This window comes from Streptomyces sp. NPDC091287 (genome assembly GCF_044768525.1).
Taxonomy (GTDB): domain Bacteria; phylum Actinomycetota; class Actinomycetes; order Streptomycetales; family Streptomycetaceae; genus Streptomyces.
Genome location: NZ_JBIVUV010000015.1, coordinates 1 through 15,801, shown reverse-complemented (window position 1 = coordinate 15,801; position 15,801 = coordinate 1). Strand labels below are relative to the sequence as shown.

Below are 15,801 nucleotides of genomic sequence, written 5' to 3'. Positions count from 1 at the left end.
CGAACGTCGTCGCCCGCCTGGGAGCGCGTTTCCTACGCCGCCCGGTACGCCGTGCGCAGCCTGTCCACCGCCCCGGTCAGATCACCGGTGAGCAGCAGGTGGTCCGCCTCCGCGAACGGCTTCGAGACCTCCTGGGTGAACGCCCCGTCGATCTTCCGCTGGACCAGCAGCCGGGCCCGGTCCACGATCGCCCTGCCCGCCGGGGTCTTCCCCAGGTGCGCCTTCTCGGCGGCCCGGGCGGCGACGGCGAGAGCAGCGAGGGCCGGCTCACCGCCGACCGGGGGCTTCTTCAGGGTGGTCAGGCCCCAGCCGTACGGAAACTGCGGGTCGTAGGCGGTGTCCCCCACGTTGATCGGGAGCTGGGCCTCCGACTTCGGCCAGGTCACCGGGAGCTGTCCGGTGAAGGCCCGCCTGCCGTAGAGGACGTCGGCGACGCCGTCGCCCTCGGAGCCCGGCAGCCAGGAGGCCACCAGTGCGTTGATCTTCCCGAGCCGGTCGCCGATGAGCTGGGGGCGGCCGGAGACGATGAGGACGGCGCACTCCATGGCGGCGCAGACCTTGTCGACCGCTGCCCGGTCGGCGGCCGTCAGCTCCAGGTCGTGCCCGTTTCCGACGTCGCCGATGCCTTCGGCGTACGGGGTCTCGCCGACGACGACCACGCCCACGTCGTAACCGTCCGTGGCGGCGGAGGCGTCCTGGGAGAACGTCACGGACTCGGGGGTCCGCGCCGCCTTTCGCATGCCCTCCAGGATCGTCGTGCCGGTGGTGGTCTCCCCGGAGGACCCCTGCCAGCTGATGGTCCAGCCGCCGGCCTGGTTGCCGATGTCGTGGGCGTTGGACCCGGCGACGTACACCTTCTGGTCCGGCTCGATCGGGAGAACCGCTCCCTCGTTCTTCAGCAGCACCTGGGACTTGGCCACCGCCTCACGGGCCACCGCGCGGTGCTCGGCCGAGCCGACCTTGTCCAGGTGGGTGGTGTCCGCGTACGGCTTCTCGAAGAGGCCGAGGCGGAATTTCTGGGTGAGGATGCGGGCGACCGCGTCGTCGATCCGGGCCTCGGTGACGCGGCCCGCCGCCACCTCGTCCTTCAGGGTCCTCGTGAAGTCCTGGTAGGCGGTCGGGACCATGATCATGTCGAGACCGGCGTTGACCGAGGTACGGACGTCGCTCGCGTAGTCGCCGGGAATCTGGTCGATGGCCTGCCAGTCGCTGATGACGAAGCCCTCGAAGCCCATCCGGTCCTTGAGGACGCCGTTGATCATCTCGGCGTTCGCGTGCATCTTCACCGGGCCCTGGTCATCGCCCAGGACGTCCAGCGAGGAGTACGACGGCATGACCGTGCCGACGCCCCGCTTCACCGACTCCTCGAACGGGGAGAGGTGAACGGCCTCCAGCTCCTCGCGGGTGACCTCGGTGACGCCCTGGTCGACCGTGTACGAGCCGGTGGTGGAGGAGCCGTACGCGGTGCCGCCGTCGCCGACGAAGTGCTTGGCGCTGCCCAGCACCTTGTCGTTGCGGTGCAGGTCCTTGCCGGACGGACTGCCCTGCATGCCCTGGATGACCGTCTCCATGGCCTCGACCAGGGCGGGGTCCTCGCCGAACGCCTCGTAGGAGCGGCCCCAGCGTTCGTCGCGGGTGACGCAGACGCAGGGGGCGAAGTCCCACGGGACGCCGGTGGCGCGGACCTCCTTCGCCGTGATCGCGCCGGTCCGCTCCGCGCTCTTCGGGTCGCGGCCCGCGCCGATGCCGATGTTGTGCGGCATGATCGTCGCGCCGACCACGTTGTTGTGCCCGTGCACCGCGTCCACGCCGTAGATCAGCGGGATCTGGAAGCGGGTGGTCCGGGTGCGCAGCTGGTAGGCGTCGGTCATCTTCGCCCAGGCGGCCGCCGTGTTGGGGGTGGGGACCGAGCCGCCGCCGGAGAGCAGCGAACCGAGGTCGTAGGCGGCGATGTCACCGGGGGCGCGGAGCGCGTTGCGCTCGGCCTGGGTCATCTGGCCGGCCTTCTCGGCGGGCGACATGCGCCCCAGCAGATCCGCCACCCGCTGCTTCACGGGCAGCTTCGCGTTCTGGTACGGGAGCCCGTGGGCGTCGATGACGACCTGCGGGTTCTCCTTGGGGGCCTTGGCGCCGGTGACGGTCAGCTCCAGCGGGATCGTCTTCGCCCCGGCGGGCTTCGACGCCTTCGCCGTGCGGACGGTGATCCGGTGGGTGGTGCCGGCAGCGGTGCCCGCGGGGAAGGTGTGGCTGCCGGTGACCGGGGTGTAGTCCTTCCCGGCCTCGGCCGTGCCGCCCTTCGTGGTGTACGTGACGGTGACGGGCTCCTCCGTGGGCACGGAGCCGGTCGTGGCGACGGAGAGGCTGATATCGGCACGGTCGCCGTTCTTCACCGGCCGGACCGGCGAGTCGGTGACGACGCTCGCGGTGAGGGCCGGGTCCGCCTTGCCGTACAGCTCGACGGCGTCCATCGCGAACGTGCCGGGCGCGCCGCCGGGCAGGGTGAGGGCGTAACCCCACATCTCGTTGAGGCCGAGGAGCTGGTCGATGCCGCCGACGGGCTGGTAGTCGGCCCGGTAGACGAAGTCGGCGAAGGGGATCTCGACCAGGTGCCAGCCCTCCCAGTCGTCGGTGAAGGAGGTGGTCCACAGCTCGGAAGCGCCGCCGTTCGCGCCGCCGTCCTTGATCTCGAAGTTGATCTTCTTGCCGGAGCCGGGCGGCAGGGGCGCGGTGTTCTGGCCGTACCACCAGAAGCGGACGCCCTGGTGGGCGGTCCAGTCCCGCGGCGGGGTGTCGGCGGCGAACTCGTGGCTGAAGCCGCCGTACGCGCTGATGTCGTAGGAGCCTTCGAGGACGTGTCCGCCCTCGGGGGCGTCCGCGCGTTCGGCCAGCTTCAGCTTCGGGTGGTCGTCCGCGTCGCCGCCCCAGGTGAAGAGGGCGTCGGCGGGCGGCTGACCGCCGAGGGGCACCTCGCCCTCGAAGCGGTCGACGAGGACGGGGGCCGGTTCATCGGCCGCCGCGGCGGGTCCGGTGGCCGATCCGGCGAGCAGGGTGGCCAGCACGGCCACGGCGGCGAGGGCGGCCGTCGCGGTTCTGCTCCGGCCCGTCCGGGGCCGGGGGCGGAGGTGCGGTGTACGGGGCATCTGGGAGCGCTCTCTTCTCGGGTCGGTCGCCCGAACGGGCCGGCGGGTCAGGGCTGTCGGCAGGCCCTACGCGCGCTCGCGGCGGGTGAGGCGGATCGTGTCGCGGTACCACTTGGCGCTGTCCTTGAGTGTGCGGACCTGGGTGTCGTAGTCCACCCGGACGATGCCGAACCGCTTGTCGTAGCCGTACGCCCACTCGAAGTTGTCCAGCAGCGACCAGGCGAAGTAGCCCCGGACGTCGGCCCCTTGCGCGCGGGCGGCGACGACTGCGGCGATGTGGTCGGCGAGGTAGGCCGTGCGGTCGGCGTCGGGGACGGAGCCGTCGGCGGCGACGGTGTCGTCGAAGGCGGCGCCGTTCTCCGTGATGACGGTCGGCAGGGCGTAGTCGCGCTGCAACCGCACGAGCAGGTCGGTGAGTTCGGTGGGGGTGATCTCCCAGTCCATCGCGGTACGGGGCAGGTCGCGCTCCACGACCCGGGTGACGGGGAGGCCGTCGGCCCCGGCGGCCGATCCGTCCTCGGCGACGCCCGAGAACTGCATGCCCCGGTAGAAGTTGACGCCGAGGACGTCGAGCGGGGCGGCGATGGCGGCCAGATCGCCTTCCCTGACCGGGAGTTCGATGTGCTGGGCGGCCAGGTCCGCGACGACGTCCTCGGGGTAGCGGCCGTGGACGAGCGGGTCGAGGTAGAGCCGGGTGCCCATGCCGTCGGCGCGGCGGCACGCCTCGCGGTCGGCCGCGCTGTCGGTCTCGGGGGTGGCGGTGCCCAGGTTGAGGGTGATGCCCAGCTCCAGGGGGTTGCTCCCGGCCGCGTCCCGCAGTGCGCCGGCGACCAGACCGTGGCCCAGGAGCAGATGGTGGACGGCGCCCATGGCGTCGCCGAGGTCGCGGCGGCCGGGGGCGTGCAGGCCGTAGGCGTAACCGAGCATCGCCGAGCACCAGGGCTCGTTCAGCGTGGTCCAGTGCTCGACCCGGTCGCCGAAGGCCTCGTACGCGAGGGCCGCGTACTCCGCGAAGCGCAGGGCGGTGTCCCGCGCGGGCCAGCCGCCCGCGTCCTCCAGCTCCTGCGGCAGGTCCCAGTGGTACAGGGTGATCCAGGGGGTGATCCCGCGCCCCTGCACCTCGTCGATCAGGCGTCTGTAGAAGTCGAGGCCCTTGGCGTTGGCGGGGCCCCGGCCGCCCGGCTGGATGCGGGGCCAGGCGAGCGAGAAGCGGTACGTGTCGATGCCGAGGCCCGCGATCAGCTCCACGTCCTCGGGCATCCGGTGGTAGTGGTCGCAGGCCACATCGCCCCTCTCGCCGCCCTCGACGGCCCCAGGCACCCGGCAGAAGGTGTCCCAGATGGACGGGGTGCGGCCGTCCTCGGCCACGGCTCCCTCGATCTGGTACGAGGAGGTGGCGACGCCCCAGCGGAAGTCGGTCGGGAGCCCTCGCACCGGGGCCGGACGGAGGAGTCGCTGCGGGGTGGGGGCGAGGTTCATCGGGGCTCCGTAGGCGTAGAGACGTGGGCGTAGGCGTACGTGGGCGGCAGGGCGCGGCGCGTGCGGTCAGCGGGCGGCCCCCGGTGTTCCGTGGCGGGTGGTGTGCAGGTGGCAGGCGACCGCGCGGCCGGGTTCGGCGGTGGGCGGGGTCAGCGTCGGGATCTCGGCGGCGCACGGCTCGAAGGCCTTGCCGCAGCGCGGGTGGAAGGCGCAGCCGGTGGGCATCGCGGAGAGGTGGGGCGGGGAGCCGGGGATGCCGGTCAGTTCGCGCCGGGGGCCGTGGAGCGCGGGGAAGGAGTGGAGCAGCCCGTCGCTGTACGGGTGGCGGGGGTCGCGGTAGATCTCCGCCGCACCCGCCTCCTCCACGATGCGGCCCCCGTACATGATCGCGATCCGGTCCGAGAATTCGATCAGGAGGGAGATGTCGTGGGTGATGAACACGACCGAGAAGTTCAGCTGTTCCCTCAACTGGACGAGTCGTCGCAGGATCTGCCGCTGCATGACGACGTCGAGCGCGGTGGTCGGCTCGTCCATGATGACGATCTCGGGTTCCAGGGCGAGCGCCATGGCGATCATCACGCGCTGGCGCATGCCGCCGGAGAGCTGGTGCGGGTAGGCGGCGAGCCGGTCGGCGGAGATGCCGACCAGGCTGAGCAACTCCTCAGCCCTTGCTGTGCGTTGGCGCTTCCTCAGTTCGGGCCGGTGGGCGGCGAGGACGTCGGTGAGCTGGCTGTGGACGGTGTGCACCGGGTTGAGGGAGTTCATCGCCCCCTGGAAGACGATGGACAGCTCCTGCCAGCGGAAGGCGCGCAGCTGGTGCGGGGCGAGGGAGAGGATGTCGACGCGGTCGCCGCCGGGCCGGTGGTAGTGGACCTCTCCCCCGGTGATGACGCCGGGCGGGGACAGCAGCCGGGTCACCGCGTAGGCGAGGGTGGACTTGCCCGAGCCCGACTCGCCCGCGAGGCCGAGGACTTCGCCGCGGTGGAGGGTCAGGTCGATGTCGCGCAGGGCGTGGACGGCGTCTCTGTCGGTGCCGTAGTCGACGTTGAGTCCGCTGATGGTCAGGACCGGCTCGGCGCTCATGGGCGCGGCTCCTTGCTGCTCTGCCCGGGGTGGCCCGCACCGGGGGTCTTCCGGGCCACGGGGGTGAAGCCGACGCGCATCTTGACCTTCCGGGAGGATCCGGTGGCGGTGCGCAGGCGGGGGTTGACGAACTCGTCGATGCCGAAGTTGATGAGGGCGAGCGCGGTGCCCAGCAGGGCGATGCAGAGGCCGGCCGGGACGAACCACCACCAGGCTCCCTGGGCGAGGGCCTGGTTGGACTGGGCCCAGAAGAGCACGGTGCCCCAGTTCCAGTGGGAGATGTCGGCGACGCCGATGAAGGCGAGGGTGATCTCGGTGAGGACCGCGAAGATGACCGTGCCGACGAAGCCGGAGGCGATGACGGCGGTGAGGTTCGGCAGGATCTCGAAGAGGATGATCCGGGGGGTCGACTCGCCCGTGGCGCGGGCGGCCTCCACGTAGTCGCGGCGGCGCAGCGACAGGGTCTGGGCGCGCAGGATCCTCGCTCCCCAGGCCCAGGAGGTCAGGGCGATGGCGACGGCGATGACGATGTCCCCGGTGTCGGGGACGAAGCTCGCGACGATGATGATCAGCGGGAGTCCGGGCAGCACCAGGAAGATGTTGGAGAGCGCGGAGAGGATCTCGTCGACGGCCCCGCCGAGGAATCCGGCGCTGACCCCGATGAGGACGGACAGGGCGGTCGCGATGACGGCGGCCAGCAGCCCGACGACCAGGACGCCCCGGGTGCCGACGAGGATCTGCGAGAAGACGTCCTGCCCGGTGTGCGTGGTGCCGAACCAGTGCTCGCCGGAGGGCGGTTGGAGCAGCTGGTCGCTCATCGCGTCGGGGTCGTACGGGGCGAGCCAGGGCCCGGCGACCGCCAGCAGGACGAAGAACGCCAACAGGATCAGCCCGGTGCGGGTCTTCCCGCCGCGCAGGAACCGGAGCCGGGCCCGGCGGGTGGGCGCCGCGGGCGGGGGTGCGCCGTCGAGGACGGCGACATCGGTGGCGGTGACGGACATGGGGCCTCAGGCCTTCCGGGTACGGGGTCGGGCGGCGCGGACGGCGGGGTCGGGCACGGTCACGCCTCCTTCCGGGTACGGGGGTCGAGGGCGGCGTAGACGAGGTCGGCCAGCAGGTTCGCCGCGAGGACGGAGAGCGTGATGATCAGGAAGACGCCCTGCATCAGGGGGTAGTCCTTGCCGCCGACCGCCTGGAGCAACTGGAAGCCGATGCCCGGGTAGGTGAAGACCATCTCGACGAGCAGGGTGCCGCCGACGATGAAGCCGAGGGAGAGGGCGAAGCCGGAGATGTTGGGGAGTACCGCGTTGCGGGCCGCGTAGCCGAACATCACGCGCCGCTCGGACAGTCCCTTGGCCTGCGCCACCATCACGTAGTCCTCGGAGGAGACGGTGACCATCATGTTGCGCATGCCGAGGATCCAGCCGGCGACCGCGCTGAGGACGATCGTCACGCCGGGCAGGACCGCGTGGTAGAGGGCGCTGGAGATGAACGGCCAGTCGAAGGCCGGGACGAGCGCGTTGTCGTAGCCGCCGGAGTTCGGGAACAGCGACCACTTCTCGGCGAACAGGGCGATGGCGACGAGGCCGAGCCAGAAGTACGGGATGGAGGAGATGAAGGTGGTGACCGGCAGCAGGGAGTCGAGCCAGGAGCCGCGCTTCCAGCCGCTGTAGACGCCGATACCGGTGCCCAGCACGAAGCTGATCAGCGTGGTCATGCCGACCAGGGCCAGGGTCCAGGGCAGGGACTGGCCGATGACCTCACTGACCGGGGTGGGGAAGAAGGTGAAGGAGAGGCCGAGGTCGCCGTCGAGGAGGTGGGCCCAGTAGTCGGTGTACTGCTGCCACATCGACTGCTGCTCGTCGAGGCCGAACAGGGCCTTCAGGGAGTCGATGGCCTTGGTGTCGAGCTGCCCCTGATAGCGGCTGAGGAGGGCCTGGACGGGGTCGCCCGGCATGAGCCTGGGGATGAGGAAGTTGATGGTGATCGCGGCCCACGCGGTGACGGCGTAGAAGGCGAGGCGCTGGAGGATGTACTTCACCGGGTGGCCTCCTTCGTGGCCGGGCCGTTGACGCCGGTGGCGGGCGCGGCCGCGCCGTACGCGGCGGCTCGTCCCGTCGCCGCCCCGTCGTAGAGCCAGCAGGCCGCCCACTGCCCGTCGGGCAGGTCGAAGCGCGGCGGGAGTTCGGTCCGGCAGCGTTCCATCGCCTTGGGGCAGCGGGGGTGGAAGCGGCAGCCGGCGGGCGGGGTGATCAGGGAGGGCGGCTCGCCGGTGCCGGTCTCCTCCTGTTCCTCCTCGGCGACGATCCGGTCGGGGTCGGGTGCGGAGGCGATCAGGAGCTGGGTGTAGGGGTGGGCGGGGTGCTGGGTGACGCGTTCGCTGTCGCCGCCCTCGACGATCCGGCCCGCGTACATCACGAGGGTGGTGTCGGCGAAGTAGCGGGCGGAGGCGATGTCGTGGGTGATGTAGAGGATCGCCAGGTGGAGGCGTTCCTTGAGGTCGCGGAGCAGGTTGAGGACGCCGAGCCGGATCGACACGTCGAGCATCGAGACGGGTTCGTCGGCGAGGAGGACCTGCGGGTCCGCGCCGAGCGCCCGCGCGATCGCGACGCGCTGGCGCTGCCCGCCCGACAGCTCGTGCGGGAACTTGTCCAGGAACTGCTGGGGCGGGGTCAGCTGGACCCGGTTCAGCAGGTCGGCCAGGTTCTGTTCCAGTTCCGCCTCCCCGCTGCCCGCCCGGCCGTGGATCTTCAGGGCGCGGGTCAGGTGGTAGCGCACGGTGTGCACCGGGTTCAGCGAGGCGAAGGGGTCCTGGAAGATCAGCTGGACCCGGCGTACGTAGCGGCGGAAGGACCGGCCGCGACCGGCCACCACCGGCTCGCCGCCCAGCCGTATCTCGCCCGAGGTGAGCGGATGGAGCTGGGCCAGCAGGCGGGCGACGGTGGACTTGCCCGAGCCGGACTCCCCCACCAGGGCCGTGACGGTGCCGCGTCTCAGCCGGAGCGAGACGTCGTCGACGGCGTGGACGCTGCGGCGCCGGCGGGCGAACAGGTCGCGGGCGGTGCGTCGCAGGGGAAAGTGTTTGGTGACTCCGCGCGCTTCGAGCACCACATCGGTGCCGGACGGCACGTGCCCGGGCTGGTCGCTGGTTGTCATGGCCGGTTCTTCCCGTCTTCCCCGTGCCTACTTGGAGGAGGGCTTGAGGTTGAGCACGATCTCCAGCGCGGTGGGTTGGGTGTGCTGCGGCGGGGCGTACGGGTTGGCCTCGGTGGGCCAGCCGATCCAGTTCTTCGTGGAGTACTCGGCTCCGATGGGCGCGGCGGCCGTCGGGATGACGGGCGCCTCCTCGACGAAGATCTTCTGGATGGTGTTGAGGGCCTTCGTCCGGGCCTCGTCCCCGGTGGCGTTGGCGTACTCCTTGAGCGCCGCGGTGGCCTCGGGGCTCTTGAAGCGCCCGAAGTTGCCCTGCTGGGAGCTCTTGCCGATGGGCTGGAGGATCGCCCCGTCCATGATGTTCTGGTACATGTCGTAGGGGGTCGCGCCGCTGTTGGTCCAGTGCAGGGTGGCGTCGAAGTTGCCGTTGGCGACGTCCGCGCCCCAGGCCTCGGCGGTCTGCGTCTTGACCTTGGCGTCGATGCCGAGTTCCTTGATGTTGTCCTTGATGATCGCGAGCCCGGTGATGTAGTCGTTCCAGCCGGCCGGGTCGGTGAAGGTCAGCTTCACCGGCTTGCCGTCCGGGTCCTTCAGCACCCCGCCGCTGAGGGTGAACCCGGCCTCGTCGAGCACCTTCTTGGCCCCGGCGACGTCGGGCTTGGTGGTGGCGTCCCGGTACTCGGGGGCGAGGAAGGGCTCACCGGCGGGGAGCGGGATGCCGGTCGGGTTGGTGATCTCCGGGTAGAGCGTGGCCTGGGCCTGGATGTGGATGGCCTTGCGGTCGACGACCATCGCCATCGCCCTGCGCAGCGCCGGGTTGTCGAAGGGCTTGCGGGCGGTGTTGAACCACAGGCCGTGGATGCCGAGGCCGGAGGGGAACCAGAGCTGGTGGTTCTCGGGGTCCTTGTCGATGAACAGCTGCTTGTGGTTCGGCATGAAGACGAAGGACCACTCGACCTTGCCGGTGGCCAGCGCGGTGGTGGCGGCGCTGTTGTCGTTGTACGCGGTGTAGCGCAGCTCCTTGACCTTCGTGGTGCCGTTCCAGTAGCTCGGCGTCGCGGTCAGGGTGGTGGTCTGCGGGGTGAACGTCTTGAGCTTGTACGGTCCGGAGCCGACCGGGGTGCGGTTGGGCCAGGTCTCCGGGTTCTCGACCTTCTCCCAGATGTGCTTGGGCACGATGAAGGTCTGGATGATCTTGTTCTGGTTGACGAACTGGGACTCCTCGAAGGTCAGCACGACCTTCCCGTCCTCGACCGCGATCCCGTCGAAGGGGATGCCGTTCCAGTTGAGCGCCGAGTGCTTCTTGAGGAGGTTGAAGGTGTACTCCACGTCGGCGGCCGTCAGCGGCTTGCCGTCGGCCCACTTCGCCTTCTCGTCGAGGGTGAAGGTGACCTTGGTGAAGTTGTCCTCCCAGGCCCATTCGGAGGCGAGCCAGGGGTCGGCCTTCTCGGTGGGCTTGATCATGTTCGTCATGGCCAGCGGCTCGTAGATCATGTACCGGTAGCCGAGGACCGCACCCGCCGAGGTGTTGAGGAACGGGTTGCTGTTGTTCGTCTGCGGCCCGTCCGGCTTGCCCAGGGTCAGTACGCCGCCCGCGGCGCCGCCCCCCTTGTTGGCACCCGAGTTGGCGTTCGAGCAACCGGCGGCGAGCGCCACCACGACGGTGGCTGCGGCGACCGCTCTGAGGGTGGTGCGACGGCGTGCGGACATGGCGACTCCAGGAAGGGGCTGCCGGGGTCGGAGAGATCCCGGCGGGCGGAAGGGGGCGAAGCGGGGCGCGGCCGTGCGGCCGGGTCCGTCACGGCGCCGAGTGGCGCACGACCAGTTCGGTGGGCAGCACGGCCGGTCCGTCCGGTACGGGCGTGCCGCCGAGGTGGGAGAGCAGCATTCGGGCCGCCGTCTCGCCCATCCGGCGGGTGGGCTGGCGCACGGTGGTCAGGGGCGGTTCGGTGTGTTCGGCCATCGGGATGTCGTCGAAGCCGACGACGGCGATGTCGTCCGGGACCCGGCGACCGGCGGCCCGCAGGGCGCGGAGCACGCCCGCCGCGCTGATGTCGTTGTGCGCGAAGACGGAGTCGAACGCGACGCCGCGCGCGAGGAGTTCCTCGACGGCGAGCCGCCCGCCGCGTTCGGTGAAGTCTCCTTCGACGACCAGTTCGGTGGGCAGCACGGAACGGAATCCGTCCAGCCGGTCCCGTACACATCCGAAGTTCTGCGGGCCGGTCAGGACCAGGGGCCGGGAGCGTCCGGCGGCGTGCAGGTGGCGGGCCGCGGACGCGCCCCCCTCGTGGTTGGTGGTCACGACGGAGGGGAATTCCGGGTGGTGGCCGCGATCGTCGATGAGCACGATCGGCAGGCCGTCGCGGTGCAGTTCGGTGAGGTGGCCGAGGGTGTTCTCGGGCTCGACGACGACGAGCCCGTCGAAGGCGCGCGCGGACACCTGGCTGGTGAAGCGCTGGACGGACTCGGCCCCGCGGTTGCAGGTGAAGAGCAGCAGCCCGTAGTCGGCGGCCTCGACGGTGTCGACGACGCCCTGGAGCAGTTCGCCCATCCACGGCCAGGTCAGCGAGGGCACGAGCATGCCGACCGTACGGCTGGAACCGCGGGCGAGACCGACGGCTCCGGAGCTGGGTACGTAGCCGAGCTGTGCGATCACTTCACGAACACGGGCCGCTGTGGAGCGGTCCACCTCGCCCTTGGTGTTGATGACCCGCGACACGGTCGTCTTGCTGACGCCGGCCTCACGGGCGACATCGGCGATGGTGACACGCATCCGGGCCTCCACGGGACCAGGCAGGGGTGGGGGAACGAGCAGGTGGGAGCAGGGTGGGGCAGTGCGGCGGGCAGGGCTGCGGCACGTCCGCCGACGCGTTCGGTACCGGTTCCGGAACCGGTACCGGCGTTGCGGCTGGAGTTAACCGCGCCGATACGGGGCCGTCAATACTTCACGCCGAGATTGGTCCGGACCCATCTGCCCACCTGGCAGGGAGTGTTGTGCGTTCACCTCTTGAACGCGCGAGAGCCGCCACCCGGTGACGGGCGGCGGCTCTCGCGCGGGTACGTTCCCGGCGGGCTACTCCGTGGGCTCGACGCCCGCGCGCAGCAGGCCGTAGGTGTACGCGTCCTCCAATGCCTGCCAGGAGGCGGCGATGACGTTCTCGGCGACCCCCACGGTCGCCCAGTCGCCGGTGCCGTCACCCGTGGTGATGAGCACGCGGGTGGTGGACTCGGTGCCCGTGCGGCCCTCCAGGATGCGGACCTTGTAGTCGACCAGCTCCAGCTTGGCGAGCTGCGGGTAGATCCGCTCCAGGGCGACGCGCAGGGCCCGGTCCAGGGCGTTGACCGGGCCGTTGCCCTCGGCGGTGGCGACGATCCGCTCGCCCTTGGCCCAGAGTTTCACGGTGGCCTCGTTGGCGTGGGTGCCGTCGGGGCGGTCCTCGACGATCGCCCGCCAGGACTCCGTACGGAAGTAGCGCCGGGCCCGGCCCTCGACCTCGCCGCGCAGCAGCAGTTCGAAGGAGGCGTCGGCGGCCTCGTAGGTGTAGCCCTGGAGTTCGCGTTCCTTGACCCGCTCCACGACCCGGCCGACCAGGGCTCGGTCGTCACCGAGGTCGATGCCGAGCTCCTTGCCCTTCAGCTCGATGGAGGCACGGCCCGCCATGTCGGAGACCAGCATCCGCATGGTGTTGCCGACCAGCTCGGGGTCGATGTGCTGGTAGAGGTCGGGGTCGACCTTGATCGCGGAGGCGTGCAGCCCGGCCTTGTGGGCGAAGGCCGAGACACCCACGTACGGCTGGTGGGTGGAGGGGGTGAGGTTGACGACCTCGGCGATGGCGTGCGAGATGCGGGTCATCTCGGCGAGCGCGCCCTCGGGCAGCACCCTCATGCCGTACTTGAGTTCCAGGGCGGCGACGACCGGGAAGAGGTTGGCGTTGCCGACCCGCTCGCCGTAGCCGTTGGCCGTGCACTGGACGTGGGTGGCGCCGGCGTCCACGGCGGCCAGGGTGTTGGCGACGGCGCAGCCGGTGTCGTCCTGGGCGTGGATGCCGAGGCGGGCGCCGGTGTCGGCGACGACGGTGGAGACGACGGCCTGGACCTGGGCGGGGAGCATGCCGCCGTTGGTGTCGCAGAGGATGACGACCTCGGCGCCCGCCTCGTACGCGGTGCGGACCACGGACTTCGCGTACTCGGCGTTGGCGCGGTAGCCGTCGAAGAAGTGCTCGCAGTCCACGAAGACCCGGCGGCCCTGCTCGCGGAGGTGGGAGACGGTGTCGCGGACCATCTCCAGGTTCTCCTCCAGGGTGGTGCGCAGGGCCAGCTCCACATGCCGGTCGTGCGCCTTGGCCACCAGCGTGATCACGGGGGCGCCGGAGCTCAGGAGCGCCTTCACCTGGGGGTCCTCGGCCGCGCTGCCGCCGGCCCTGCGGGTGGCGCCGAACGCCACGAGCTGGGCGTTCTCGAACGTGATCTCCTGCTGGGCGCGGGCGAAGAACTCCGTGTCGCGCGGGTTGGCCCCCGGCCAGCCGCCCTCGATGTACCCCACACCGAAGGTGTCCAGATGACGGGCGATGGTCAGCTTGTCGGCGACCGTCAGGTTGATGCCCTCACGCTGAGCACCGTCGCGCAGTGTGGTGTCGAAGACATGGAAACTGTCGTCGGTGGCGTTGGCCTTGGTGGTCATGCTGATCTGACTCCTGTCGGATGAGTGGATCCGGACGATCGGGCTCCACTTGCCCCCATCATCTCGCGCGCTCCGCCCAGCCCGGGTGCGGGCCGGAAAACGAAAAAACCCCTCGCGGGTGCGAGAGGTCTGCGCGCGGGTCTGGGGCACGATGGCCGCGCCGTACAGGGTGGTACGGGGCGGTCACTGCGGACCGGCGCGCCTGCTGCCAATAATCATGACGAACGAGGACACGGAGGCAGTCTCGCACAGCGACGGCCCCGTGACTGCGGTGTCTCAGGATGCGGTCGTGACGCTGGTCGCATCGCTCAGTGAGCGCCCCGTGCCAGCGTCTCGTCCAGGAACTCCGCCGCCTGCGTCAGCACCTGCTCGCGGCCCGTCCCCGGGATCCCGACGGTCACATGGATGCTGAACCCGTCGAGCAGCGCCCGCAGCCGGGCGGCGAACCGGTCGGCGTCCACCGGCCGGAACTCGCCGCGCGAGACCCCCTCGGCGAGCAGCGCCACCAGGTCACGGTGCCAGACGCCCTCGATCGCGGCCTGCCGGGAGCGGGCGTCGTCGTCGGCGTTCTGCGAGCGGCCCCAGACCTCCAGCCAGAGCGTCCAGTGGGGGTCGCGGTGCCCGGCGGGCAGGTAGAGGTCGATGTACGCGTCCAGCCGCTCGCGGGCCGTCCCCGGCCGGGCGAGCAGGGCGCCGCGCTCGGCCCCGAGGCGCCGCTCGCTCCACTCCAGGGTCTGGAGGAGCAGTTCGTCCTTGGTGCGGAAGTAGTAGAGGAGGTGCCCGCTGCTCATCCCCACCTCCCGCCCCAGCCCGGCCATGGTCAGCCCGTCGAGGCCGCGCTCGGCGACGGTGGCCATGGCGGCGGCGAGGACGTCATCGCGGGGCGGGGCGGCGTGGTGGGTACGGCGGGGGGCGCGGGTCATGGGTTCGCTCGGACCTTCGGCTGCTGCTGGGTGATGCAGTGGATGCCTCCACCGCCGGCAAAGATCGTACGGGCGTCGACCGGCGTCACCGTACGGTCCGGGAAGAGGCCCCGGAAGATCGCGGCGGCCTCTTCGTCGCGCGGGTCGTCGAAGGCGCAGAGGATCACGGCGTCGTTGCAGAGGTAGTGGTTGATGTAGGAGTAGTCGACCCATTGCCCGTCCTCGTCGCGGAGCACGGTGGGCGCGGGCACCTCGACGACCTCCAGAGGGCGCCCCCTGGCGTCGGTGGCGGCCCGGAGGATCGCCAGATTCTCCCGGGTGACCTCGTGGTCGGGGTGGGCCGGGTCCGGCTGGACGTGGGCGAGCACGGTGCCCGGGCGGGCGAAGGCGGCGACGATGTCGACATGGCCGAGCGTGCCGTACGTCCCGTAGTCGCCGGTCAGCCCCCGGGGCAGCCAGATGGCCTTCTCGGTGCCGAGGCGGGCGTGGACCTCCGCCTCGACCTGCTCCCGAGTCCAGCCGGGGTTGCGTTCCGCGCCGAGCTGGACGGTCTCGGTGAGCAGGACGGTGCCTTCGCCGTCCACGTGGATCGCGCCGCCCTCGTTGACGAGCGGGGAGCTGTGGGCGGGGGCCGCGGCCAGCTCGGCGACGGCCCGGGCGATGTGCTGGTCGTGCTCCCAGCGGGCCCAGCCCTGGGCGCCCCAGCCGTTGAACGTCCAGTCGACGGCGGCGAGCGTCCGGCCGTCGGTGACGAAGGTGGGGCCGATGTCCCGCATCCAGGCGTCGTCGAGCGGCCGCACGACCAGCTCCACGTCCGGCCCGAGCAGCGCCGCCGCCCCCTCCTCCTGACCGGGCCCGACGACCACGGTCACCGGCTCGAAGCGCCGCACGGCCCGAGCGACACCGGCCCAGGCGCGGCGGGCCTCGTCCAGCTCGGCGTCGGAGGCGAAGGTGGGGTTGGGCCCCGGCCAGGCCATCCAGGTGCGCTCGTGGGGGCCCCACTCGGGGGGCATACGGAAGGGGGCGGGGGCGACGGGCATGGGGGCTCCTGAGCGAGGGGGTTAGAGTGTCACTCTAACGGTGCTCCGAAGCGGCAGGAAAGTTTCGGCCCAATCTTTTAGAGCGACGCTCTATTCCTCGGGCAGGAAAAAGGCCGCACCGGCGACAAGACGGGTGCGGCCCGATCCCTGGGCGGGAGCCCGGACGAGAGCCCTAGGTGTATTGACCCGCAGGGTTGTTGACGCGGGTGATCGGGGGCTGGCCTCCGAGTGCGGTGTGGCAGCGGTGGTGGTTGTAGGTGTGGAGGAAGTCTGCCAGGGCCTGGGTCCGCTCCTCGTTCGAG

The 15,801-nt window shown here is 71.0% G+C and carries 11 protein-coding genes and 1 pseudogene; all 12 read right to left on the bottom strand.

Annotated elements, in window-relative coordinates:
- Positions 1-32: 32 nt before the first annotated feature.
- Positions 33-3,140: a glycoside hydrolase family 3 N-terminal domain-containing protein gene (locus tag ACIQRW_RS24715; protein WP_403764111.1), complete on the bottom strand. Its 3,108-nt coding sequence runs from the start codon at positions 3,138-3,140 to the stop codon at positions 33-35.
- 66 nt (positions 3,141-3,206) lie between these two features.
- On the bottom strand, positions 3,207-4,619 hold the full coding sequence (locus ACIQRW_RS24710; protein WP_403764109.1) for a GH1 family beta-glucosidase: 1,413 nt from the start codon (positions 4,617-4,619) through the stop codon (positions 3,207-3,209).
- 66 nt (positions 4,620-4,685) lie between these two features.
- Complete coding sequence (locus ACIQRW_RS24705) at positions 4,686-5,702, bottom strand: ABC transporter ATP-binding protein (RefSeq protein ID WP_403764107.1); 1,017 nt, start codon at positions 5,700-5,702, stop codon at positions 4,686-4,688.
- Positions 5,699-6,703, bottom strand: a complete 1,005-nt coding sequence (locus ACIQRW_RS24700) for an ABC transporter permease (RefSeq protein WP_403764105.1) — start codon at positions 6,701-6,703, stop codon at positions 5,699-5,701. Before ACIQRW_RS24700 ends, ACIQRW_RS24705 begins: the two co-directional genes overlap by 4 nt.
- 59 nt (positions 6,704-6,762) lie before the next feature.
- Positions 6,763-7,743 (bottom strand): ABC transporter permease, encoded by a 981-nt coding sequence (locus tag ACIQRW_RS24695; RefSeq protein WP_398616003.1) that lies wholly within the window; start codon positions 7,741-7,743, stop codon positions 6,763-6,765.
- Positions 7,740-8,858, bottom strand: coding sequence for an ABC transporter ATP-binding protein (locus tag ACIQRW_RS24690; RefSeq protein ID WP_403764103.1), 1,119 nt, complete (start codon positions 8,856-8,858; stop codon positions 7,740-7,742). The genes ACIQRW_RS24695 and ACIQRW_RS24690 overlap by 4 nt, the downstream gene beginning before the upstream one ends.
- Positions 8,859-8,885: 27 nt before the next feature.
- Positions 8,886-10,565 (bottom strand): ABC transporter substrate-binding protein, encoded by a 1,680-nt coding sequence (locus ACIQRW_RS24685; RefSeq protein ID WP_403764101.1) that lies wholly within the window; start codon positions 10,563-10,565, stop codon positions 8,886-8,888.
- An 88-nt stretch (positions 10,566-10,653) separates the two neighbouring features.
- Positions 10,654-11,628, bottom strand: a complete 975-nt coding sequence (locus ACIQRW_RS24680) for a LacI family DNA-binding transcriptional regulator (protein WP_403764099.1) — start codon at positions 11,626-11,628, stop codon at positions 10,654-10,656.
- A 300-nt stretch (positions 11,629-11,928) separates the two neighbouring features.
- A complete protein-coding gene (cimA, locus tag ACIQRW_RS24675) occupies positions 11,929-13,536 on the bottom strand; it encodes a citramalate synthase (protein ID WP_403764098.1) in 1,608 nt (535 codons plus the stop codon).
- A 308-nt stretch (positions 13,537-13,844) separates the two neighbouring features.
- Positions 13,845-14,459 (bottom strand): TetR/AcrR family transcriptional regulator, encoded by a 615-nt coding sequence (locus ACIQRW_RS24670; protein WP_403764096.1) that lies wholly within the window; start codon positions 14,457-14,459, stop codon positions 13,845-13,847.
- Complete coding sequence (locus ACIQRW_RS24665; RefSeq protein WP_403764094.1) at positions 14,456-15,499, bottom strand: agmatine/peptidylarginine deiminase; 1,044 nt, start codon at positions 15,497-15,499, stop codon at positions 14,456-14,458. Before ACIQRW_RS24665 ends, ACIQRW_RS24670 begins: the two co-directional genes overlap by 4 nt.
- 172 nt (positions 15,500-15,671) lie before the next feature.
- A pseudogene (locus tag ACIQRW_RS24660) lies at positions 15,672-15,801 on the bottom strand (IS481 family transposase); the annotation flags it as partial.